Source organism: Acidisarcina polymorpha (assembly GCF_003330725.1).
Classification (GTDB): domain Bacteria; phylum Acidobacteriota; class Terriglobia; order Terriglobales; family Acidobacteriaceae; genus Acidisarcina; species Acidisarcina polymorpha.
In genome coordinates, this window is the sequence record NZ_CP030840.1 from 3233017 (window position 1) to 3255845 (window position 22829).

The 22829-nt window shown below is 55.0% G+C and carries 22 protein-coding genes; 4 read left to right on the forward strand and 18 right to left on the reverse strand.

The annotated features are described in order from the left end of the window. Window positions 1–18: 18 nt before the first annotated feature. The 6 genes from ACPOL_RS13905 to ACPOL_RS13930 form a co-directional block, all read right to left on the reverse strand. Window positions 19–978, reverse strand: coding sequence for a YncE family protein (locus tag ACPOL_RS13905; RefSeq protein ID WP_114207584.1), 960 nt, complete (start codon window positions 976–978; stop codon window positions 19–21). A gap of 66 nt (window positions 979–1044) precedes the next feature. Beyond that, a complete protein-coding gene (locus ACPOL_RS13910; RefSeq protein WP_201759228.1) occupies window positions 1045–2259 on the reverse strand; it encodes a cupin domain-containing protein in 1215 nt (404 codons plus the stop codon). Window positions 2260–2285: 26 nt separating this feature from the next. Then, window positions 2286–2798: a VOC family protein gene (locus tag ACPOL_RS13915; RefSeq protein ID WP_161557354.1), complete on the reverse strand. Its 513-nt coding sequence runs from the start codon at window positions 2796–2798 to the stop codon at window positions 2286–2288. A gap of 25 nt (window positions 2799–2823) precedes the next feature. Beyond that, the gene (locus ACPOL_RS13920) at window positions 2824–2988 is read right to left on the reverse strand and encodes a DUF1427 family protein (RefSeq protein ID WP_114207586.1); all 165 of its coding nucleotides are present in this window, start codon (window positions 2986–2988) and stop codon (window positions 2824–2826) included. Then, on the reverse strand, window positions 2985–3848 hold the full coding sequence (locus ACPOL_RS13925; protein ID WP_114207587.1) for an alpha/beta fold hydrolase: 864 nt from the start codon (window positions 3846–3848) through the stop codon (window positions 2985–2987). The genes ACPOL_RS13920 and ACPOL_RS13925 overlap by 4 nt, the downstream gene beginning before the upstream one ends. 154 nt (window positions 3849–4002) lie before the next feature. Then, window positions 4003–4761 (reverse strand): nuclear transport factor 2 family protein, encoded by a 759-nt coding sequence (locus ACPOL_RS13930; RefSeq protein ID WP_114207588.1) that lies wholly within the window; start codon window positions 4759–4761, stop codon window positions 4003–4005. A 362-nt stretch (window positions 4762–5123) separates the two neighbouring features. Between ACPOL_RS13930 and ACPOL_RS34140 the strand changes: the two genes are divergently transcribed. Both ACPOL_RS34140 and ACPOL_RS34145 read left to right on the forward strand, forming a co-directional pair. Then, complete coding sequence (locus tag ACPOL_RS34140) at window positions 5124–5765, forward strand: NADP-dependent oxidoreductase (RefSeq protein WP_201759229.1); 642 nt, start codon at window positions 5124–5126, stop codon at window positions 5763–5765. After that, the gene (locus tag ACPOL_RS34145; protein ID WP_236657538.1) at window positions 5740–6084 is read left to right on the forward strand and encodes a zinc-binding dehydrogenase; all 345 of its coding nucleotides are present in this window, start codon (window positions 5740–5742) and stop codon (window positions 6082–6084) included. Before ACPOL_RS34140 ends, ACPOL_RS34145 begins: the two co-directional genes overlap by 26 nt. 85 nt (window positions 6085–6169) lie before the next feature. Here the strand turns inward: ACPOL_RS34145 and ACPOL_RS13940 are convergent, their stop codons facing one another. From ACPOL_RS13940 to ACPOL_RS13990, 10 genes are all read right to left on the reverse strand, one after another. Next, on the reverse strand, window positions 6170–7081 hold the full coding sequence (locus ACPOL_RS13940) for a SphA family protein (protein WP_161557355.1): 912 nt from the start codon (window positions 7079–7081) through the stop codon (window positions 6170–6172). 126 nt (window positions 7082–7207) lie between these two features. After that, window positions 7208–7639, reverse strand: a complete 432-nt coding sequence (locus tag ACPOL_RS13945; RefSeq protein WP_150132999.1) for a putative quinol monooxygenase — start codon at window positions 7637–7639, stop codon at window positions 7208–7210. After that, entirely contained in the window at window positions 7636–8577 is a 942-nt protein-coding gene (locus ACPOL_RS13950) for an amidohydrolase family protein (protein ID WP_114207591.1), read from the reverse strand. The genes ACPOL_RS13945 and ACPOL_RS13950 overlap by 4 nt, the downstream gene beginning before the upstream one ends. A gap of 247 nt (window positions 8578–8824) precedes the next feature. Beyond that, complete coding sequence (locus tag ACPOL_RS13955; RefSeq protein WP_236657466.1) at window positions 8825–9439, reverse strand: thiamine pyrophosphate-dependent enzyme; 615 nt, start codon at window positions 9437–9439, stop codon at window positions 8825–8827. A 138-nt stretch (window positions 9440–9577) separates the two neighbouring features. Beyond that, a complete protein-coding gene (locus ACPOL_RS13960) occupies window positions 9578–10186 on the reverse strand; it encodes a M61 family metallopeptidase (protein ID WP_150133000.1) in 609 nt (202 codons plus the stop codon). Between the two features lie 299 nt (window positions 10187–10485). Beyond that, window positions 10486–11565: an ABC transporter substrate-binding protein gene (locus tag ACPOL_RS13965; RefSeq protein ID WP_114207593.1), complete on the reverse strand. Its 1080-nt coding sequence runs from the start codon at window positions 11563–11565 to the stop codon at window positions 10486–10488. Window positions 11566–12390: 825 nt separating this feature from the next. Continuing rightward, on the reverse strand, window positions 12391–14130 hold the full coding sequence (locus tag ACPOL_RS13975; protein WP_114207595.1) for a DUF885 domain-containing protein: 1740 nt from the start codon (window positions 14128–14130) through the stop codon (window positions 12391–12393). A 236-nt stretch (window positions 14131–14366) separates the two neighbouring features. Next, window positions 14367–14918, reverse strand: coding sequence for an NADPH-dependent FMN reductase (locus ACPOL_RS13980; RefSeq protein WP_114207596.1), 552 nt, complete (start codon window positions 14916–14918; stop codon window positions 14367–14369). 204 nt (window positions 14919–15122) lie between these two features. Further along, a complete protein-coding gene (locus tag ACPOL_RS13985; protein ID WP_114207597.1) occupies window positions 15123–15704 on the reverse strand; it encodes a KdsC family phosphatase in 582 nt (193 codons plus the stop codon). An 85-nt stretch (window positions 15705–15789) separates the two neighbouring features. Continuing rightward, on the reverse strand, window positions 15790–16242 hold the full coding sequence (locus ACPOL_RS13990) for a low affinity iron permease family protein (RefSeq protein WP_236657467.1): 453 nt from the start codon (window positions 16240–16242) through the stop codon (window positions 15790–15792). 1281 nt (window positions 16243–17523) lie between these two features. On the opposite strand from ACPOL_RS13990, the gene ACPOL_RS14000 reads away from it, so the two are divergent. Next, window positions 17524–18246 carry a TetR/AcrR family transcriptional regulator gene (locus ACPOL_RS14000; RefSeq protein WP_161557356.1) on the forward strand — a complete coding sequence of 241 codons (723 nt, stop codon included), beginning with the start codon at window positions 17524–17526 and terminating at the stop codon, window positions 18244–18246. Between the two features lie 21 nt (window positions 18247–18267). Here ACPOL_RS14000 and ACPOL_RS14005 read toward each other — a convergent pair whose 3' ends face one another. Beyond that, on the reverse strand, window positions 18268–18645 hold the full coding sequence (locus ACPOL_RS14005; protein ID WP_114207600.1) for a response regulator: 378 nt from the start codon (window positions 18643–18645) through the stop codon (window positions 18268–18270). 386 nt (window positions 18646–19031) lie between these two features. Beyond that, window positions 19032–20699, reverse strand: coding sequence for an alpha-amylase family protein (locus ACPOL_RS14010; protein ID WP_114207601.1), 1668 nt, complete (start codon window positions 20697–20699; stop codon window positions 19032–19034). A 654-nt stretch (window positions 20700–21353) separates the two neighbouring features. Here ACPOL_RS14010 and ACPOL_RS14015 point away from each other — a divergent pair. Beyond that, window positions 21354–22820, forward strand: coding sequence for an FAD-dependent monooxygenase (locus ACPOL_RS14015; protein WP_114207602.1), 1467 nt, complete (start codon window positions 21354–21356; stop codon window positions 22818–22820). Window positions 22821–22829 lie beyond the last annotated feature (9 nt).

Sequence of the window (22829 nt, forward strand, 5' to 3'; positions counted from 1 at the left end):
AGCCTCCCTGTCGCTGGTCTAGTAGAACGACAAACTCTCAACACCAGTTCCCGCTTTAAGCGTTTTCATGACCTCAGCCTTTCGCAGGTTAACGACGGTGATGGTGCCATCGTCTTGGTTTGCAATTAGAACCGTGTCTCCATCCGAGTGAAAGGCCATATCCATGGGGCCCTTCCCAAGCTTTAGCTTCTTCTGGTTCTCCAGGTTGCGATCCAGAATGGTGCCCAGCGGCTCCTCGTGGCTCGTCACAACGATGAACTCTCCACTCGGGCTATACCGAACGATTTGAGCAGCCTTTTTGTGGTGCTCAAGCGCTATTACAGTTCGCAGACTGTCCGTTGTGGGATCGACCACATATAAGCGGGGAGACTCGCCATCCACAACCAAAATTGTCCCGCCGTCCGGAGACATCCCCAAGCCGTCCAACTCACTGGGTAGGGCCAGCTTCTTCGGTCCCGCTTGAGAACTCAGATCAAGAATAGCCAGGAAAGCATCTTCCTCCGTCTCGCTGTAGAGCTTCGACCCATCTGGCAGGACCTCGATACGATGGCCCTTATTTGACCCCACCTCAAAAACTTGGACAATGACGCCGGTATCAGGATTCATTTCAACCACTACGCCGCTGTTCTCGCAGATGCAGTAGAGCTGTCCTCGTGAGCCCCAGCGCATACCGTGGGGAGCTTCGTAGGGTGCAACACTGAAATCCCCGACATGGCGTTTCTGGATGAGGTCGATTACAGCAATCAGGTGGCCCGGGTTGGGATTATTACCATGTATGCCGTCGCCGTAAATCGGAATGAATGCACGGGTGTGATCTTCAGAAATCAGTAGTTCATGAACCCGAAGAGCGAAGCCTTTGATCGAGGCGACCACGTTGTAGGAGTCCGGATCAAGAAAAAGGACCTCATTGCCTATCTTGTCCACGGCGATCAATCCGCTGGTACCCGTCGTAAAATTTCGGTCTGAATAGCGCTTCATGCATCCTCTTTTCTCACGTGAACGACGGCTGATTCCGGTATAGACTCCGCACGTCGGACTTACACATCAACCAACGATTTTGTTAGCTGTGGGCGGTATCCCGGCGATCTCTTCAGGCGAAAGCTTTGTATGTGCGGCTGCCACCTGCGCGGGCATCGACCGAAGCCAATTATTCAAAGAAATCTCTTCAAAGAAGGGGCAGGCAAAGAGTTCGAGAAAAACTAGATCTTCTTCGCCGGTGTTCTCGATGCAGTGCCCTGCCATCGCCGGAACAAAGCCGACATCGTTGGCGTGGAAATCCATCGTTCGGGCGTTTTGTTGTGCACCGAAGACTGTCATGCGTCCCGTGCCCTGAATCCAGTACTGCCATTCGCTTACCGTGGGGTGCCAGTGCAATTCGCGCAGGCCACCTGGTTTCAAGGTCACGATGCCGGCAGAAATCTTTGAAGAGGCGGGGAAGTTTCGCGAGTCCACAATCCTTACCTCTCCAAACTGGTTGATGTGGGTCGGCTTCATGTCGCTGGCCTTGAATGAGTAATTCAACTTTGGCAGAGTTGCATGCTTCGAAACTTCGGCAAGGTCTTCCGACAGCGAATTTTTGGGTAGGGCACTCGCGAAAATGTACAAAGGATCTTCTTTGGGAAGCTTCGCCGTCGAGGCTGGCCCTAAGCCGAAGTTCTTCTGCAGGAGCTCGGGTGGAGTATGCTTCAGCCAGTCGGAGAGGAGAAAAGTGCTCTCCTCCGAAAAGCTACCTTCGTTAAAGACCAACAGAAACTCGCAGCCCTCATCACCAAGACCTTGAATGGAATGTGGCAGACCGGCGGGAAAGTTCCAGAGGTCGCCGGCCTGAATATCGTCAATGAACATCGAACCGTCTGCGCCGAAAAGGGTAACGCGCGCGGAGCCGGTAAGCATATAGGCCCATTCGTCGGCTGTATGCCAATGCAGCTCGCGAAAGGCGCCGCTGTCGATACGCATGTCTACACCCGCGATCTCTGTTGAAAGTGGGATCTCGCGTTGGGTCACCTGATGGGTCCATCCGCCTTCTTGAACACGCCGATGTGTCATATCGAAGGAATGCCAAATCGAACCCACGGACCCCTGGTCCGTTGGCGGCGGTCTGTCGCTGTTCGAATTCAATCGAACAAGTCCAAGGTTCTGCGGACCTGGGTCGCTCACGGAGTGATCCTTTTGGGCTTGCGCAGTGTTCAGCGCGGTCGATCCGAATTGGGAGTTCATTGCCTCATCACCTTGTGCAGCGCGAGCTTTCCGAAAGAACATGCGTAATCCTCTCTAAAGAAGCGGGTCTAGCCTTCATCCGCCCAAGAATCGTTCGGTTGGTGAAGGCGGAACGGAGTGTGGTTTTCATACGGGAGTTCATCCGGCCTCCATAGAATCTCCATAAAGGCGCCCCATGGCGTCTTGAAGTACCAGATCTCTTCGCCCTTCTTGACGTCACCCTTGGCCTTGATCGGCCCCTTCAGTAACTCCGCGCCGTTTTCACGCAGGGACCGTGCGGCCGCCTGAAGGTCGTTGACGAAGAACGCTATGTGCCCAGCACCGATATCGATATTGCTCGGGGCGTCTTTGCGCTGAGTTTCTGCAACAAAGACCTGCAGCTCCACGTTCAAGTTGGGTCCGAGTCGAAGCATTGCCACGCTTACGTTGTCGATCGGAACTCCCGTTGGCGTCTCTTCGAAGGGTCCGACCCGCCACAGCAGTAGAGCGCCCAGCGCCTGTTCAAAGAAATGGATAGCGGCGTCTAGATCAGGAACCACCAGACCAACGTGATCTACATGCCGTGCGGAAACGATCCCCATTTGCATAGTTCCTCCTTGTTGCTACTTAGTGAACGTGCATCTTGATCCACGCGTACCCGCCTTCGCCCAGTACCATGCCGAGGAGCCCAAGCAGAGCGATAATGGGCGGCGCGGGGCTCTTGACGCGGCACAGGCTGTAGAGCACGCCGACGGCGCACCCGAGCAGGAAAGAAAACAGATAGGTTTTCATGATTTAGCAGACTCCACGCGCTCGAAGAATTCGAGCAAGCGGCTTGACACCGCTTCGGGTTGCTCCTCCATGACATAGTGGCCGCAATCCTCAATTGCGCCACCTTCAACGTGGACTGCGAGCGCCTCCATCGACTTGCGTAAACGATCTCCCATGGCAATTTGTCCCCCAAGCGCGAGCACTGGCATCCCCAGTTTTGTCTTGGCAAATTCGATATTTTGAAGCGCACTCTTAGCGGCTTCCCGGTAGTAGGCGAAGCCTCGAGTCATTGCCCCGGGTTTGGAGTAGCACTCCACGTAATGGTCGCGCTTGGCCTGCGTAATCCGTTCCGGGTGTTGAGCCTTGTGCTGGATGAGCCACTCGAACAGTTCCCGCTCGCGGCCCTGGGTGAGTACCTCTGGCAGCTCTGGCAACGTGTTGAAGCAGAGTTGCCAGAGTTTTATGTTGACCTCGGGCGGGAGAGGAAAGCTCTGCGGTGGGGTCAGACCTGGGAGAGCGGAATCGAGCAACGTCAGGCTGCGGATGCGCTCGGGAAATTGCGCTGCCCAGGCGTAAGCAATCCAGGCTCCGACATCATGGCTGACGAGGTGAATCGATTGCGGCATGAACGAGCGGACTGCATTTTCGAGCTGCCTGCTGATGCTGCCGGTGTCGTAGCCTTGGGTCGACTCGACAGAGTCACCCAGTCCGGGAGGGCCAACTGCGAGTACATGATGCCTCGCCGCGAGGAAAGGTAGGACTTCGTCATAGGCCCTGGCCGATTCAGGCCAGCCGGGCACCAGGACCACTGGAGTGCCCGAACCGGCAACAAGTGCATGAGATCCATTTCCAAGTGTCATTCGTTGTGAAGTCTGTGTCATATGGAGACCAGCTTTCTTTTGGTTGACTTGCGTCTTCGGTTTATTCCGCTCCGCCAATGCCGGGGTGCCGGCCGGATACCCTTGCGTTGCGCGGTTCTGAGCGACGCATTCGCTGCTCCCCCAGAACTTCGAATTTACAATTGTTCGGTTCGAACTACAGCATGCCGTTCTTGTTTTTCGATTCCTTTTCAGGCGGAATCTCTTCGAGGAATCCCCATCGCTCAGCGATCTTCCCCTCTTCAACTCGATATAGGTCGATGTAGACGCAAGGGGTGCTCTTATGCGATCCCCTGGCGGCTATGAAAACGAAGTCTCCCTGTCCAAGCAAGAACCTGATCTCGTCGATGCTTCTGTGTTTAACGAGTTCTTCCAGGTCACGTTTGAAGTTTTCGACTCCATCGCGAACGCCGGGCTCGTGGCGGATGCAATGATCTCCAGAAAAATACTGAGGAATTTTACTGTGATCGCCAGAGACGTGAATGGTCTCGTAGTATTCCCGGACAATCGACTTGCTCTTGTCGGTGTCCTCGGACAGTTTTACCTCAGTGGGCCCGTCGGTCTGAGTATGTCCGCTGCAGTTGGGTGGAGCGTCCATGGTGGAGAAAGCCCAGTGCTCGACAACCAAGCCGTCCTCAAACCTGAAAATGTCGAAGAAGACGTTCCGTCCGGATCGCTCCCCCTTAGCCTGGGTAACGACATAGGGGCCATCCTGGAATGCCCGCACCACGCTCAGTTGCAGTTGGTCACGCGGCGACTGACTGATGAATTGCACCAGTCCGTCCACACCGTCGGTCGCATACGGATTGTGTTGCACAAATCGCTTGTGGTCGATGCGCTGCGTCGCGAGGTTTACATCCCCGGCGCTGATGCCGCGAAATATCGTCAAAACTTTCTCGATGTCCGTTTCCGCCATTGTCTTATCTCCTTTAGCCAAGGACTGGGGACCCTCGGCGGTGATGGTTTATGTCCCCATGTTGGCAGTATCCGCATTGTGGCCGGACTTCCCCACTAATCCTGCGCTTGTCGGACAGTCAAAGTTGTGCAGTTTCGTACACATCTTGATGATGTTCCGCCTATACCGCACCTGCGGCTGGACCGTTTCGGCGTACATGAATCGAAATGCGTGAAGACCCACGCGAGCATGTGTGTGCAATGGAGCACAGTTTTCGAAATACGGACAGGGAAAGCTGTGCACTGTGCGGCGGAGGCGAGCGGAATGCCAACAAAATTGATGAAGGCGGTTCGGCAACACGAATCCGGCGGGCCTGAGGTACTGTGTTACGAGGACGCACCGATCCAGAGCTGAAGCCGGGTGAGTTGCTTGTCCACGTTCATGCGGTGGGCATGAACCCCCCGGACTGGTATCTGCGCGATGGATATAAGACGCTTCCTCCTGAGTGGCAGCCGAAGGTGTCCTTTCCGCTCATTGTTGGAACGGACGTGTCCGGTGTTGTCGAGGCGGTTGCTGGTAATGTGAACGGCTTCTCCATCAGTGACGAGGTTTACTCCATGGTCCGCTTTCCCAGCGGCTTTGCTGGGGACAGTAAGGCCTATGCCGAGTTCGTCACGGTGTCAGCGTCGGAAGTTGCGCTGAAGCCGGAAGGCATCGACCACGTACATGCTGCTGGAGCGCCGATGTCGTTGCTCACTGCGTGGCAGTACATGATCGAACTCGGGCACGATGTGAAGAACCCGCTTCAGCTGCACAAGCATGAGCCGGTACCACTTGAAGGCAAGACTGTTCTCGTCAACGGGGCCGCAGGCGGCGTGGGTCACTTCGCAGTGCAACTAGCGAAGTGGAAGGGCGCGAGAGTCATCGCAGTAGCGTCCGGCAAGAACGAGAAATTCCTGCCGCGAACTCGGCGCGGACAAATTCATCGACTACACCAAGATCAGGCCCGAAGATGTTGTCCGTGATGTCGATCTCGTGATCGACGCGGTGGGTGGCTCAACCTCAGGCCGTTTCCTGCGCACTCTTAAGCGTGGCGGCGCTCTCTTCCCAATCTTTCCGTTGGGTTTTTCTGGGGCGGAGGAAGCCGAAAGGCTGGGTGTCACGGTCTCAGCGACTCAAGTGAACTCGAGCGGGTCGCAGCTCACGGAACTCGCGCGCCTGCTTGATGCCGGGACGGTTCGCGTCGCGATCGACAGCACTTATCCACTTGCCGAAGCCCGCAAGGCGCACGAAAAGGCCGCGCGTGGGCACACCCAGGGGAAGATAATCCTCACTGTCGCATAAAGACGATCGAAATACCCGCTAGGTCGTGGAAGTTTTAGGCGTACCGAGTACAAACCGGAGGGAAGAATGAAAGTTGCATTCTCTTTTAGTCCGCTCCGCCGATACCTGGGTGCCGGCCGGGTATCCATTGCACGCGCACGACCAGCTTGTTTCCTTGAGGACGATTGAGCGCCCCGAACTCGTGATAACCGTTGACATAGAACATCGTTTGCCCATGATCCCAGACAAGGCCCGGACCGAGCGAACCGACCTGTTCGGGCGATCCGTGTAGTTTGGCACCGTCGAGCTTGGGATCAGTAAATTGTTTCAGGAAGTAACCATTGGCGCCAAGCCAAAGGCCATGAGCCAGCCCAAAGGCAACGGTCGCATTAAAGTGGGCGGCTTGTCCCGCCTGGGTCGAATGAGCCTTGGTTTGGATAGGTGGCGAGTTATTCACTCCGTTGTAGAGATAGTGCGTCCGCCAGCTCGTCTCGATCCTGCGCACGGGGAAATATGTGAAGGCATAATAAGGATGGACGGTAAAGGCATGACTGCTAAGGCTTGTGGGAAGCGTCTGACTGTATTCTCCGACGGGAACTTCGAAGTCTAGAACAAAGCGTTGGTTCAGCAGCGTGGGGCCGAACTTCTGCTGTTTCCATTGCAGAATGAGCGGTGAAAGGGTCAGGTCACCGAAGCCACCAATAGCGCCGGGTGCTCCCCCATTCACGTGAGCAGCGGTAACGATGACTTCGGTGCCATACCACGCACCGAGTAAATGGTGCTTCGTGAGTACAATTCCGTGGGTTAAGCTGCTGATGCTGTTTACAGCAGGTGCTGTGCCGAGAGCCTGGCCCATTCCGTTGGTAGTTAAACCGCTATGGTAGGCATCGCCGATTTGCTCAAGCAGGACACCCGGCCCTCCCAAGGCATCTAGAAAACTCGTGTCGCCAAGATTCACCGTTGGCTCCGGTGGATGCATTTGGGCGAGGCCTGTGCCCGATGAAAGCAGTAGTACCATGAAAACGTTCTTGAGCACAGACTTCAATGCAGACTCGCCTTTCTCTTCTACAGCTTCACCGGCCCTACCGGTCATTCGTTGCGCGTGCCATTCGAGTACTGGGGTTCAAGGACTTCCGGTCGGAGGTTATGGGGCAATCTGTTGCCCGATTCGCTCGTCGAAAGGGCTGGCAAGCGTTGGCAAAAGATCACTGCGAAACCGCTTGTACTGCGCACCATTTCTGAAAGCACTCAGCTCTTCGGCACTACGCCAGACCTCGACAAGCATGAGGTGGTTTGGTCGTCCTTCTTCCCTTACCAAAACCGATTCCATGCAGCCAGGTTCCCGTCTCGCAATCAAGGCTTCTTTGACAAGCAATGACGTCCCGCCAGCTGAGTTAGTTGGATCTAAATCGACGTAAATCACGACGTGAGACTCGACAGTAGATGCCCATGATTTCTGCGCCTGTGAGAAGAGAGGAACCAGCAAAACGACCGGCATGACAGCAGCGATGACGCGCTTCGTCCGCTCACCGCACAAAACCCGAACAAGCAGGAGAGCAGTCGCGGATGTCTTCACGCAACACCTGAGCTGAACCGTGGGATCATGACAGCGGCATTCCTGTTGATAGCCTGAAGCAGATCCGCTTTACCTGCTGCGGATTTGTCAAGGTTGGCGGTGAAGGTTTTACATACCTTTTCGGATGCATATGGGTAGTCTGTGCCAAAGACTATATGTTCGGAAGGAATCACACTAAGGAGACTCGGGAGACCGCTTGGAGCGACAAGAGCCGTGTCGTAGTAGAAGCTTCGAATGTCAGTCATAAAGTCTTCCGCGTCTCGGTCTTTGGATAAAGAGGCACTCAATTCCGCGAATCGAGTCGCGGCAAAGGCAAGATACCCTCCACCATGAGACAGGATGACCTTCGTCGAGGCGAACCGTTTGCGGTGCCCCTTCAAGACCAGATCGAGGGCAGAACGTGTGGTGTCCGCTGGATAGTCAGCAAGGGGACTCGGCGCGCCTGGAAGTACGGGCATTGGTGGGCGTGTGGGATGCAGGAAAACGGTCGCCGAGCGGCGCTCTAACTCTTCCCAGATGGGCTCAAAGCGCGGGTCGGAAATATAGATACCATCGTAATTACTGTGCAGTGTTACGCCGTCGACGTGAAGCTCATCGTAGACTCGCGTTATCTCCGAAAGAGCGGCGTCTGTGTCCGGCAACGGAAGCGTTGCGAAGTAGCCGAATCTCTTCGGGTTTTGCGCCATCAGGTTTGCGCCATAATCATTGACGCGACGAGTCATCTCGGTTCGGTCGTCTCCCTTCCATCCCTCCACACCAGGTGCCGTGAGCGAAAGCACAGAAACAGCTATATCCTCTTCATCCATAAAGCGAAGGAGCTGTTCAGGACTCCATTCAGGAGAACCCCATCCGGATGGATCTCCACCATGTGTCTTAAGTTCTTCTGCCCAGAACGGCGGAATCAGATGAGTGTGAACATCAATTCGTGTGCGCGACATTTGCTTCTCCCAAGGATCAAATTTGCTAACCCGTTCCTATACTGCAACGAGTCCGTACGAACTCGAACTGCCATCATGTTCAGCTGAAACGGGGGGCGGTACTGACCAATGCGATACACATAACGAGACAAACTTAGAAAAGGAGGCATTTTCCAGAGCTTGGACTTGGCCGACCGGAGGGATCGCTACAACACTCGTAACTGTAGATCCCGCCCGGTGCCGCAGCGTATCGGTACTCCGGCTGTCATTACACGATCTGGCGAACCGTATCTTTCGCTGCGGTGAGAGCGATCCTGATGCGGTTTGGCTCACCCTTTGCAAGGGCTTCGGAGAACTTGATTGCTTGATCCGCCTTGATCTTTGCGGGAAGCATCGCGGTGAATTGGTCGACGACCGCCTCGATAATGACGGGGCCAGGCATAGCAAGGGCTTCATCGAACTTCGCGCCCGCCGTCCGTGGATCGTCCATGCGGATTCCCTTTGCGCCAACTGCTTCGGCAAGCGCCACAAAGTCGATCGGGAAGAGATCGCATTGATACTCAGGATTGCCTTGGAAGACCATCTGTTCCCACTTGATTTGGCCAAGCGTATTGTTCTTGATGATCACGAGCTTGATGGGGAGGTTATAAGCGACAGCGGTGATGATCTCCCCCATCAGCATCGTGAACCCACCGTCGCCGATCACGGCGATGACCTGACGATCTGGGAAGGCTATTTGCGCGGCGATGGCGTAAGGCATGCCACAGGCCATGGTGGCGACCCGTTCGTCGCTTGACTCATGATGTTCCACCCCTCCCCCCTTGGTAAAGTCGCTGGCGGCGACCAAGAACGTGTAGTGGTCATAATGTTCAGCCCCGAACAAGGCGTGAGCTTCGGCTTCCAGCTTCGTATACTTAGCGAGAACGTCCGGGGCAACGTCAACGGAGTCTTGGCTGTCTCCCGCTATATCAAGATCCTCCTTCGTTTATTCGCTGAAGAGATGCGGTAGCTCTTGTAGTACTCACCAGTTAAGAGGGGCGAGTCGAGCAATTTGTCCAGCGTGACTTCCTGAAATGTCACCGATTGGTTTATGTTTCTCAAGGTTTGAAGTGCCGAGCCAAAATCTCCAGCCGGCCGGCAATCGAACTTTAGGTATGATCCTAAGCCTGTCTGTGCGAACACCGGCGGGATAAAGGACGACGTGATTCCATCGCAGCATCAACAGCTTTGCTGAGGCGTCGTTATACATCGACATGCCCGCCATGCCGAAGATGTAAGAAAACCCGGCCTGTAAAGTGCTTACACCTGCCGGAATTAGTAAATGAAAACTGTAGCCATCCTTCAAGTCTCGCCTCCAGTGCAGTTCACGTCCAGCCGCTGTGAAGTGGAGGTCGGCGATACCTTCGACTCGCCCAGACGGAGCGTGCTCCCCCGGAGTCCACTTTGGAAAGTAGAGCGTCAAGGGGCCGGCATGTACGGGCAATTCAAGCTCGGCCTTCAACTCACGTGCGGACGCGTTTGTGGCGTCTACAGATAGGACGATCGGAAGGGATTGACGGTAAGATTGCGCCGTCATTGCGGACGACGCTAGCAACGCATACGTTAGGGCGATTAGCTTTGCTCTCTTCAAAGCAGAATCCTTTACTTGTTCACGAATCGGGCTTCCTAATGATGGACCAACAATTCGGATCCTTATATTCACGCTAAATGCATTCATCCTAGTTTCCGGCTGTGTGAGATCGCGCGGATACCGGGCGATCATGCGAGATGTGGCGCGGCATTCGCTTCAGTGCGCATTGTGGTTAGCCTCACATCGCCCTGACACGTGGTTTGTAAAGCATGAGATCAAGCGAAAACGAATAGCCACAGCACAAGACGGCGTATAGGGGGAAGGCCCCAGTCACCGCTTTTTCTTTCGCCGGTATCATCTCAGTTGCCGGGTAAGTTCTTGATGTCGTCAAAGAACAATTCGTGCCAGTTGGTCGGCTTCGTCGAGATGAGCCCGGTCCGGTGCATGAACGTTGCGAAGTCTATGAATTTTTTGGGTGTCATCGTCCACTCGTTTTCCGGATTGCGAATGATCCCTTCTACCTGCGTAGCCGACAAAGCCCTGACGTTCTCGACATGAAGGTAGAAAGCCGCCGCAGCGGCTGGATCATCCCTGATTTCATCAAGAGCCTCTTGAAGTGCGCCGACGAATGCCGCGACTATCTTCGGATTCGCGTCGTGAAACGTGGCGGTTGTCCATACGGCGTTGTGCGTGTGCGGGCCGCCGAGGACCTCGTAGCTGTCGAGGACTTTGTGAATCCTGGGATTCGCTAATTCCTCATACATGAACGGCGCCGAGGCGACATGAGCATCCACGTCCGAGTTGCCGTCGAGGAGTGCCTGCACTGCCTCCGGATGACCGAGGGATACGGTGAGTGGGTCGACCTGGTTGGTGTGGCCGCTCCCAAACACCTTCTCTGCCGCCATCGCCAGCACGACTGCTTCGATCGAAGTGCGCACAGCAGGCAACGCGATCCTATCCTTCGACGTGAAGTCGGCAATCGTCTTCGCTTTTGGGTTCGAGGTAACAAGATAGAGCGGCATCGCGTTTAATGCGGCGACGCCCTTGACTTGGACATTTGGGTCCGTGCGCGTCTTATCCCAGCTTGTCAGTAACTGAGTGACGCCGCCCGATGCGAAAGCGATCTTGCCGGACAACAGCGCGTTGTACATCGGCGCGGAGGTCGGAAAGTGCTGAAACTTCATGGTAGCGTTGATCCCCAGCGCCGCCGCATGTTTCTCCAGTAGTCTGTGCTCTTCCATGATTGTCAACGGCAAATATGAGAGGCCGAGCCCCGTTGACGCGCCGATCACGACAACAATTCTGTGTTGAGCGTTGACTATTGACGCTCTCTCGGGCACGGTCGCGCGGTCGCCAGAACTGTCGTTTTGAGCAAATGCGATGGTAGGCGCGCATGCGGTTGCGACAAGTACGACCCAAACGATTTTTCTCAATGACATATCCAGTTCTCCTGTAACCTTCCGGTGCTATATCGGGCGTACGAATCTACTTTTACGATTGAAGATCACTCGCATTCCAGGCTTGGCTTGAGGGTTCCATCGTCTGCGTTGTCAGTGTGCTGGTAGCGGGCAGGCTGAGGATAGCTCTCGACGCGAATGGGGCAGAGGACAGGCGCGGCCCCATCGCCTAGGCCTTCGCATGAAAGTTCAAAATGAGCAGTGTCGACTGTGGCACTATGGGCAGAAAATAGCCGCTGAGGGGAGGGGCTTGAGAAGGCAAGCTCAACGCCGAAATTTGGAAACGTAATTAGCCTCCCGTCTCGCAACTCCTCAGGAGTTGCCTTCGTATGATCGTCCACATGGCGTGGAAATCCGATGAAGGCGCGACCCGACAGCGTAATCCCAATTGCGGAAGGGACCGGATCTGTGAACGAAGCAACGACCTCAAGAGCTCCGCTTGGTGACAGCCTCGAATCGGCATTTTTCGCTCGTTGTGCAGGCGCGGTTATCGAAGGTTCACCGCACATAGTTGAGCTCAGCAGTACATCAGTCAAGCCAGCGAGCATACTACGGCGATGTAATTTGAGATTGACCATAGCCTCCCACGCCAAATAGCCACCGTTCTGCGAATCGATTGTGAATAGCTTCCGAATTGATCGTCCGGGGCTTCTTGAATGGCAGCGCGATAGCCAATCTCAACGTACTGGCTCCGCGACGGCGGCGTCTAGAACGATTTTGCGCTGACCGCTGTACAGCGCGCCGCAAACATGGAACGTGTTCAAGAGCGCAGCTTCGTCAATCTGTTACGAGGCTGATCGGTCAAAATCACTCGTGGGAGAGCTCTTCGGCTATCCAGGCCTCTAGATGGGCGCGCAGTTCGCCAAGTGGAACAACTCCCTCGTCTAGCACCGCCCGATTGAAGCGACGCAGGTCAAAGCGAGCTCCCAGCTTCAGTTGCGCTTCGGTCCGAAGCGCCTTTATTTCCAGTCCACCAGAATCGTACGAGCTAAGCTGGCCTGGCATCACCGCGATGCGATCAACATAATCGTTGGCCGCGTCCGCAGAGAAATGGCCTGAAGAGACCATGTAGTCCACTGCCTCCTGTCGTGTCCAGTGAAATGCATGGAGACCAGGGTCAACGACCATGCCGCGCGCCGGCCACAACCTCCGCATCACGGAAGCGTCCTCTGTATCGTAGATCTTGGCCTCGTCGCCCATAGCCTCCGCATAACGTGCCCAGCCCTCTGCATAGGCGTCATTGTCGATGAGCTTCGACAGGCGCGTAGATGCTTGCAGTTCACGCGCCAGGGTCTTTTGTAAATAGTGCCCAGGTACTGCTTCATGTACCGTAATGATTTCCGCGTCGGAGCGCGTCTCGGTTTGCCAGTCACCGAGCTTGATCAGAAAAATGGCGGGTTTGCTAGGATCGGGCTGTCCTTGAAAGCGAGATCCGACACCCGCATTTTCTTCGAAAGCTGAGAGCGGCCGAATAACAACGTCTTGTTGTAGCATCCGGGTGATGAGTTTCCCGGCCGTCATGTCCTTTGCTCGTTGCAGGAACTGCTGCGAAAACCCAAGCAGATCTTCTTTCGATCGGAAGTGTTCCGCGGGACTGCTTTTTATCCTTGCCACAATGGTCGGAAGGTCTGCGCTTTGGTACTTCGCCTCTCCGATCTTCGCAATCTCCGCTACATTCTCGCGCACTGTCTTCCGACCCAGATCGAAAATTTGCTGCGGGGTTCGCTCAAGCGTGGTACTGGAGCGAAGAAACGCCTGGTAGCAAACGGCTCCATTAGGCAGATCGGAGATCGCGATGCCTTCCCTGGCCTTAGGCAGATAATCCGCTTGCAAGAAGTCGCGGTACGACTTCAAAGCCGGGTTGATATTGTTCAGGATGAGCTGTCGGAATGCATTTTGAAAGGTGGCATCTGCACTGCGTTTCGCAGGCGAGTAGAAGACCGATTGCTCCGGATTCATGGTCGCTAGGTCATCCATCTGCCGGATCACTCTGCGCACGATGGACTGGGGCGCAGAGTATCCTCGCGCAAGACCTAGCCGAAGGTTGGCAATTTCGACATTCAAATACTCTGGCATGCTGCCCCAACGTTGAAGAGCCTGCTTCCGTTCCTCGGCTGAGCCCACGGGTTGTCTTTCAGCCACCTCCGCGAGTTCGGACTGCCAGCCGTCAAAGTGGTTCACGTTCCAAAGCTCAGTCCTGCATACTCGAAGCTGGAGATCGGACTCCAGGCGCTCACGCAGATTTGCATAAGTTACACGGTCGGGTTGAGTCAATCTAGCGATTGGCAAAGCGAGAAGCGCTTTGAGATCCTCTCGTTCTTCTTGGTCGTGCATCGAAAGCGCCTTGGGGCTTCGGTCGCGAAAGCGGCTGTGGTCACGGGTGGGCAGGCCAGTCGAATACGAGAGTGTCGGATCATATTGCAGTTGCTGATCTACAAAGCGATCGGCGAGTTTGTTTAGCTTCACGACCGTCGTCTGGCAGTGACCATTCGCGGATGCGATCATCATGGCGAGCAGTGCAGCTGTGGCATTCAAACTAAAGTCCATGCACTCACCATATCAAGCAGAAAGATGCCCATCGACGAAACCCTCCCCTCCTTAATTCATCCGAAGCAAGCCACCATGCGACATGAACGCGATGGCCTACTGGCCGCCACCTATGGGAAACAAATCAATTTCGGTTGACGAAAGCAAGTTGAATTGGAGCGAGTCGAAGCTACTTCTAGCAGACGCATACGGTGGAGTTGCCAGACGCTGTGAGCTCGAGTGTATTGCCTGTCGTTTCAGCCGATCTGTTCTTTTATCCAGGCGACATACTTATTCATCCAATTTTGCAGGAATGCCTTGCCATCGGGACCAATATTTCCGGCGCTATCAAACAAGCCGTCTTTGGCATGAATGAATGCTTCCGGCTGACCAAGTGTTGGCACATCCAGGTAGGCGAGAACATTGCGCAAATGCTGTTGCGCCATGGCCGTCCCGATGGAACTGATTGATGCACCCAACAGCCCGGCAGGTTTACCGGCCCATGCGCTCTGGCCATATGGGCGGGAAGCGTGATCGATGGCGTTCTTGAGTACGCCCGGGATAGAGCGGTTGTATTCAGCCGTGACGAAGAGTAGACCTTGGGCATCTGCGATCTCTGCCTTCAGGCGCTTCACAGGGCCGGCCTGGTGTGCATCGTCATCCTGGTTATAGAGCGGCAAGTCACCGATCTCTAGCTGGTTGAATGAGAATTCCGATGGTGCCAGATTCACAATCGCGTTCGCTAATTGGCGATTGAATGAATCCTTGCGGAGACTGCCGACTAGCACAGCGATTCGGTATTGAGTCATGTCGTTGTTCCTTTCGTCTGAGGGTAAAACTTAGCGAAGGCCTATGGCGAACGATTCGCTGCAAAGTGGGAAAATTCCCTGACGGCTTATCGTGAACCTGTTGACGTGCAAGCATCTTCGCCTATTAACTGATGAGCTGCTTCCAGTGCCACGAGCAAAGAGCTCTCGTGCTTCGGAGATAGAACTGCTCCACGCGGTTGTGATCTACGCACGGGCGAGGGGGACGGCTGCATCCCAACGGCCCTGGGCCTTAAGGATGAGTTCAACTACTTCCCGCGCCGTCCCACGTCCTCCAAGAGCAGAGGTAATGTAATGACACTTCGCCTTAAGCTCTTCCGCCCCATCCGCAACACAGACCGCAAGACCTGCTCGCTCAGCAAGAGGGATGTCCGGGAGATCGTCTCCCATATACGCTATTTCCTCATCGCTTACGCCAGCTTTCTGCATGCAATCGAGATAGGCGTCGGTTTTTGTTGCCTGCCCAAGATAGACGTAAGTCACATGAAGTTCTTTCGCGCGCTGGGACACGGCTGGAGACCGACGGCCTGTAATGAAGCCGGTTTTCAGCCCCATAGCGTGGGCCAGGGACAGCCCAGGGCCGTCTTTCGCATTGAAGGCCTTTGTCTCTGATACCGCGGACAGCGTCTGGTCTTCTTCGGATAACGTCGATGTAAGGTAAAGGGCACCGTCTGTCAGAGTTCCGTCTACGTCCATCAGGAAGAGTTTGATCTTGCGAGCACGGTCAAGTATCTCTGCGGACGGGACTATTAGTGATTTTTCAGCCATCTCGGTTAGTGCTCCTTTTCGTGGATTTGGTGTGCGAAACGGCGTTGCTATGGTCAGTCTCGCCTGGTCGAGGTTTGAACAGAGATCACGGTACAATTCTCCCGTCTGTGCGCTCGTGCCGGACGTAGGCAACTCTGACCTTTTCGTAAGTGGCCTGTAGCGCATCCAATTCAAGATCGCTCAGGTTTTCGATATCGATCATCTTATTGCGAGCCTTGTCGATAGCGCGGATCAGCTCGTTGAGCTTGAGGTTGATCGCCTTCGCGTCACGGTTCTGCGTGTTCTGAATCAAGAACACCATCAGAAACGTAACGATGGTTGTGCCCGTATTGATGATGAGTTGCCAAGTGTCTGAGAAGTGGAACAGAGGACCAGTGGCACCCCAGATCACGATGATTGAGCCTGCTCCAGCAAAGGCCCATTTCGAGCCAAGGCAGCTCGAGGTGTGCGCTGCAAGGCGTCCGAACCAATCATTTGTGGTGCGCGACGTAACCTCACGTGGCGTTTCGCTCTTCATCGGTCGCTGAGAATCGCTCATAAGCCTCCTCTATCCGGCGTTACTGAAAGAGTCACGCGTGCGAGTCCGTTCCATCAGGGCTTGAGAGCCGTCCGGACTGCGTCAGCTTCCAATGGTTCAGACACGGCTGTCAGGGCGGAACAGCTTCCGGCCCCTCTTAAACTCGGTCGCGCCCCGGCGCAGATGAATATACCGACGAAGTCGTTGGCGTCGCCGTCTTCGGGGTTCCATGTTTCTTTGCGAAGAACAGAAAATACAACACGAAAAGCACTACCAAGATTAAGGCGGCGATACAAATACCAAAGAAGAACTTGTTGAAGTTTTTTGTTATGAAAGGACTTCCGGCGGCTGGCGGTAGCTTGTCTTTGGGCATTGAGCACTCCTTCGGTTCGCATTCTTCATGTTGTGGAGAAGCGCACAACGCGCTCCACTGCAGATCGCAGATGGGGTCCGAACTCAATGTGCACCACTCGACCTCGATACCGATCCTCGCCCCGCGTCTGCAATCGACCCAATTCATTATCGTACTTGACGTTACGATATGGTGAGCATATAACATACCCCGGAACACGTCTATGCGTGAATCGAGATGAGGTGACCCGTCTCAAAGTACGGGCCCAGTGAGGCGACGTCTAGAACGATCTTGCGCCGACCGCCGAAACTAGCCGATCTAACCGGAAGTTTGTTCAATTTGGGGTGACCACAGCAAACGTCGAAAATCGTACGCTAGCAACCTGTGACAATGCGGGGCGGATTGGCTAGAAGCGCGCTTAGCACCTATCCGCCACGAACAAGAAGAGGATGCTAAATCCTCCATGAATCCATGCCAGAGCGCCACGGTGCTCCGTAGGTTCGCGAGGGACACGCCATCTTTCGTCTGAATGGGAAGACCGTGCAGAAGAGCGGTATAGAACTCCGCCGCTGTTCTGCCGGTGCGTCCCCGGGCGCGTCGCCATCGACCTGTCCCCGCTTTAACCTTGCTTCGATCGCCTGCGCTGTCTCCAGACGAATAGCTCGCAAATCCTCCTGGATGGACCGGCGCTCTTTTCCGACATTGATCGCACTGAGGTCGATCAGGCATCCAGAGGGTGTTCTGGTGTGGTGACCCCAATTTCGCGACTCCGTTACGGAAAGATTTGCAAGGGCTCACGGGGAAGTCAAGACGCGAATCGAGTCCTGGAATAAAGCCAAGAACGAAAGAAAATAGTACCGGCAGATCAAATATGCGGGAATTGCGGGTTCCGGTTCTGCCATACGTACGGGACGCTTGGCGCGGTCCGCCGGAAATCGTAATCTATAGAAGTGAAGAGACCGAAGAAAGCTCTAAAAAGACGTCATGCAGGCCGCCCCGCCGCGAGTGAAACCGATGCGCATAAGGAACTCATCCTCGATGTGGCGACGCAGGTGTTTCTGGACAAAGGTTTTTCAGCCGCCAGCATGGCGGAGATTGCCGAGCGTGCCGGCGCCTCGAAAGGCACGCTGTATGCTCTTTACCCAAGTAAGATGGAGCTTTTCATAGGGCTCTTTCGCCGAAGGCTGGCGGCAAGAATCAGTTCGTCAGATCGCGAGAAGATGGTGCTGCCTGACCGCCCAATCGAGGAGTCCCTCGAGTTGATAGGCATGAAGTTTCTCAGCTGGGTAGGAAGCGAAGAAGGAAGCCGCTGGCAGCGTCTCGTCATGTCCGAGTCTGAGAGGTTTCCTGAACTCGGCCGATTGTTCTGGGACAGCGGGCCTGGGATCGGAGCCAGGAACCTAATCCAATACCTAGATGCGGCGGCTGAAAAGGGATTTATTGAAATTAGAAATGCCGAGGAAGCAGCCAATCACTTCTTGGGGATCACGTTGGGCGTTTTCTATCTCCGTAACAGTTTCGGTTTACCACCAATTGTGACTGGCGACGCACAAACTAGAGCGTGGGTCCGTGGTGCTGTTGCCGTATACCTGGACGGGTATCGGACAAAGCTGCCAACGAGGTCATCCAAGAAGCGTTCTGTCGATGGGCTTTCTTCGCGGAAAGGACTTTGAGAGACACATACCGGCACATCGTCAGGCCTCCGTCATTTCTCGAAGGTTCTTGAGTAGGTCCGTTGGGTGGACGGGCTTAGAAAGAAGACGGAATTGATGTCCTAATCCGCTCGCCTTGATCAGCAGTTCTGCTGCGGAGGCGGCGCCAGAGAAAAGCAGGATCTTGCAGGACGGATACCTCTGCTTGATCTGGACAGCCAAGTCAACGCCAGAAAGCCCCGGCATCATCACATCCGAGATCACGACGTGAGGCATCTCCTCGTCTAATTGTTCTAACAATTCCAAAGGATTCTTGAAAGAGGAGACCGCAAAGCCGTCCTGACGAAGAATGACCTGGAGTGTGCGTGCGATGATAGGCTCGTCATCCACAACGAAGATTCTAATCTCAGCAGTGTTCATCGCGCATCCTCACAGTTTGGTAAGGCGTATAAGCTAGATCGAGATGATATCGTACGTGGTATTACGATAACGTAGATACATAACATGTTCATGGACGCAGCCACGCGGTTTCTAGCGTCTATGGAAGAAAATCGGATTCTTAGGGCGGCGGCCTGCCCTCCCGTGAAGACAATGCGAACGCGTTGTCTTCGCTAACGACCTTCCCGTTACACGTGCATTGGCAGAGCTTAGCAAACGCGTTCGTCGCTTTCGATGAGTTGATCCGATAGATCAGACACTATTCGACGATGCTTCAGTATTAAGTCGAGACTGGGGAAACGTATAGAACGATTTTGCTGTAAACCGTGCCGCACAGACTCGCATGAGCAGAAGGTTTCCCGCGCGGATCAAAAGTCCGAGAGGTGGCGTAAGAAGCCGAGATCCTTCGGACGGAACCAACGATAGCCGTACGGCTCGAGCAGAATACAGTGGTTTGCATCTGCACCAGGGTGGCTATGGTCATCGGAGATCAGGTTGATCAATGGTTTTGGCTCCGCTTCCGGATTCGGATCTGGACGGAAGTTGATCTCGATGGGATCACCTGCCAGGTTGTGAATGGTTAGAAGGGTGCTGTTGCGCCATTTGTAGCGAAGGATCAGGATCTCATTTCGCCCACTGGGCAGAATGTCGAAGTCGCCCCATCCAACCTCAGGCGTTTCCTTCCGCATCCGGATCATGCGTTCCATCCAATTCATCAGGGCGTCCGGATCGCGGCGCTGAGCTGCGACATTTACATGCTCGTAGCCGTACGGGCCGCCGCCGATGACCGGGTTCTTGGGATGCGGATGGTCGGTGAAGCCGCCGTTTACCTCATCGGTCCACTGCATGGGAGTGCGGGCGCAGGTCCGCTCGGGAAGGGCCAGGTTGTCGCCCATTCCGATTTCGTCGCCGTAACGCAGCACGGGCGTGCCGGGCATCGAGAACATCAAGCTGTAGGCAAGTTCAATCCGACGACGATCGCCGTGCAACATCGGCACCAGGCGACGACGGATGCCCCGGCCATAAAGCTGCATGGTCGGGTCGGGCGCAAAAGCCTCGAAGACGGTGGCTCGCTGCTCGTCTGTCAAGCGGCCCAAGTCGAGTTCGTCGTGATTGCGGAGGAAATGGCTCCATTGTGCGCTGGAAGGACGCGGCTTCGTTTCGGTAAGCGCCTCCTGGAGCGGTCGGCTGTCACAACTGGCTAGAGCGTAAAACAGGCGCTGATTGACGGCGAAGTTGAACATCATTTGCAGACGCTCCCCCACATCGCCGAAGTAATTAAGATCGTCGCCGGGTAGCACGTTCGCCTCGGCCAGCACGATAGCATCTCCCTTGCGCCATGAGAGGAATTGGGAGAACACCCGAAGCATGTCGTACTGCTCAATCGGTGTTTCGATTTCAGCGCCCTTGGTTGAGATCACAAACGGAACTGCGTCCATGCGAAATCCTGCGACGCCGAGCTGCATCCAGAAGCCCATGATCTTTAGAATTTCCGCCTGCACCGCGGGGTTGGCGGTGTTCAAATCGGGCTGAAAATCATAGAAGCGATGGAAGAAGTATTCGCCGGATGTTTTGTCCAGGGTCCAGGTGGACTCTTGTACGCCGGGAAAAACCACACCGGACTCCGCGTTTTTCGGCTTGGTCTTCGACCAGACGTACCAGTCGCGATAGGACGAATCTTTGCTTTTGCAAGCTGCTTGAAACCAAGGGTGCTGGTCTGAGGTGTGATTGACGACCAGGTCAATGAGAACTCGAAGACCGTGCTGTTCGCAGGCGTTGGTGAACTCAACAAAATCGCCGAGTGTGCCATAACGGGGATCGACATTGTAGTAATCCGCAATATCATAACCGTCGTCCCTACCCGGCGAAGGTTGGAACGGCATGAGCCAGATGCAAGTGACGCCGAGCCCTTGGAGGTAACTCAACCGGCGCATTAGACCGCGGAAATCCCCGATACCGTCGGCGTTGGTGTCGAGGTAGCTGCCTACGGAGACGCAATAGATAAAGGCATCTTTGTACCAAAGATCAATAGTCATTAAGCGTTGCGGGCGACCCCTCTTGTGAATGTATAACGTCTGCTGAGAACCCAGCCTGGAAATGCATTGTCGAGTACCTTCTCCTGCGAAGTCAGACTCGCATGATGACGACGTGACATGTATGTCGGCATGTCACGTCTGCCGATTCTCAGGTCTTACCAGAGTGTCACGGCGGATATCGTCGGCGTCTGAAATTTCCTCCGCAGCCTTCGAGCATACGTCCCTGTCAAACACGGCCGTGTTTTTGAGGACCAGAGAATCTATGAAGGAAAACAGGGCTTCTTTGACTGCAAGTTCATCCCGGAACCTTTTTGCAGCATGGTCTACAGCAAAATCGTTCTATACGCCGTCGAGCGGGAGATTTGATACTGAAGCACCGTCGAGAACCGTGCGGAGTGAAGGTTCGGCAAGCCGCATGAAAATACAGCATACCTTTACGGGCGGGCTGTAGACCTGTTAAATCCGGAAGCTGTGGATTACAAAGCGAAGAAGTGGGCCCTCCGTTCCTTGGTAATTTCGCTTCCGCTTCCTGCATCAGCCAATCAGGCGGCCTTGGCGGTCGAAAGCACACACATATGCTATCGTAACCGTGAGTACGATAACGGAGACTATAGCACGTGGTGAGTAGGTAACCAGGCAACATAAGGAGCCGGGATGGAACAGGTACTAGTCATAGGCGCGGGGCCAGTGGGTCTTACATGCGCGGCCAAGCTTGCGAGATATGGGGTGCACGTGCGGATCATTGACAGAAGCCCGCACCAATCCACTGAATCTAAAGCTCTCGCCATCTGGAGCCGCACGCTTGAGTTGATGGACCGGATGGGCTGCACACCCGCTTTTCTCGAGAATGGTCTTCATTGTCACGGTGCCTCCTTCCATAACGGCAAGACTGTTCTGGGGCATCACAGGTTTGATAATGTCGCAAGTCCCTACAACTTCGGTCTTATGATCCCCCAAGTCGACACGGAACGACTTCTGATCGAGCACCTTCAGTCTTTTGGGGTCACGGTGGAGCGACAAGTAGAGCTGACCCTCTTCGGGGAGGCGCCGGACCACGTAGAAGCGCGGCTGAAGCATGCTGACGGTCATGAGGAGGCTGTGCAGACGTCATGGTTGATTGGCTGTGACGGTGCGCATAGCACGCTGCGGAATGGATTGGGTTTTTCATTCGAAGGCGTGACCGACCCTAGCGACTGGCTGCTTGCCGACATCCGCCTGGAGGGCGATCATCAAACGCCAAGCGATCAAATCGCAGCGTTCCTGCATCCCGATGGACCGTTTGCTTTGTTTCCAATGGCCAAAGGACGAACGCGGATCATTGCCGGTTTTTCCAAGTCATCGGGGGGCAAATCCAAGCCGAATCCGACATTGCAAGACGTACAAGACTTGACAGATAAGCGCGTAGGACGCGGCTGGCTCGTGACCGATCCCGTCTGGCTGGCCAACTTCTACATCAATGAACGCAAAGTGTCTGAATACTCGAAAGGGCGCATTTTTCTGGCCGGCGACGCCGCTCACATACACAGTCCTGCGGGCGGCCAGGGCATGAACACCGGTATGCAGGACTCAATCAATTTGGCCTGGAAGTTGGCGTTGGTTGTCCGGGAAGAGGCGTCTCCTCGATTGCTCGATACTTACACACCGGAACGGAGCGAGGTCGGCGCAAAGGTCCTGCATAATGCCACACTAATGACGGAACTGGGCACGCTCAAAAGCCCGATTGCACAGGCTACGCGTGATGCGGTCATGCGCTTCATGTTCGGCTTTCACAGCGTACAGGAGCGGGAGGCGACGTCCTTTACCGAAATTGAGCTCGATTACAGCCAAGGCCTCCTGACGGTCGGCGCTCGTGCGGGCGGACGCTTCTCGCCGCGATACTATGATGGTCCGCCTCCGGGAATAGGGAACAAACCTCGTTTTGTTCTGTTCACGTCCGACTATGAGCAGGGAGCGGCATTTGCATCCCGCTTTCCCGGCCTGCTAGACCCGACACCGCGCATATCCCCTGATCGGAAGAGGCTGCTGTTGGTCAGGCCCGATGGCTATGTCGGCCTGTCCGCGACGGACAACGATTGGGCGGCTGCTGAAGAATATCTCCGCCAGCTGGTAATCACAGGGTAGTGAACTGCG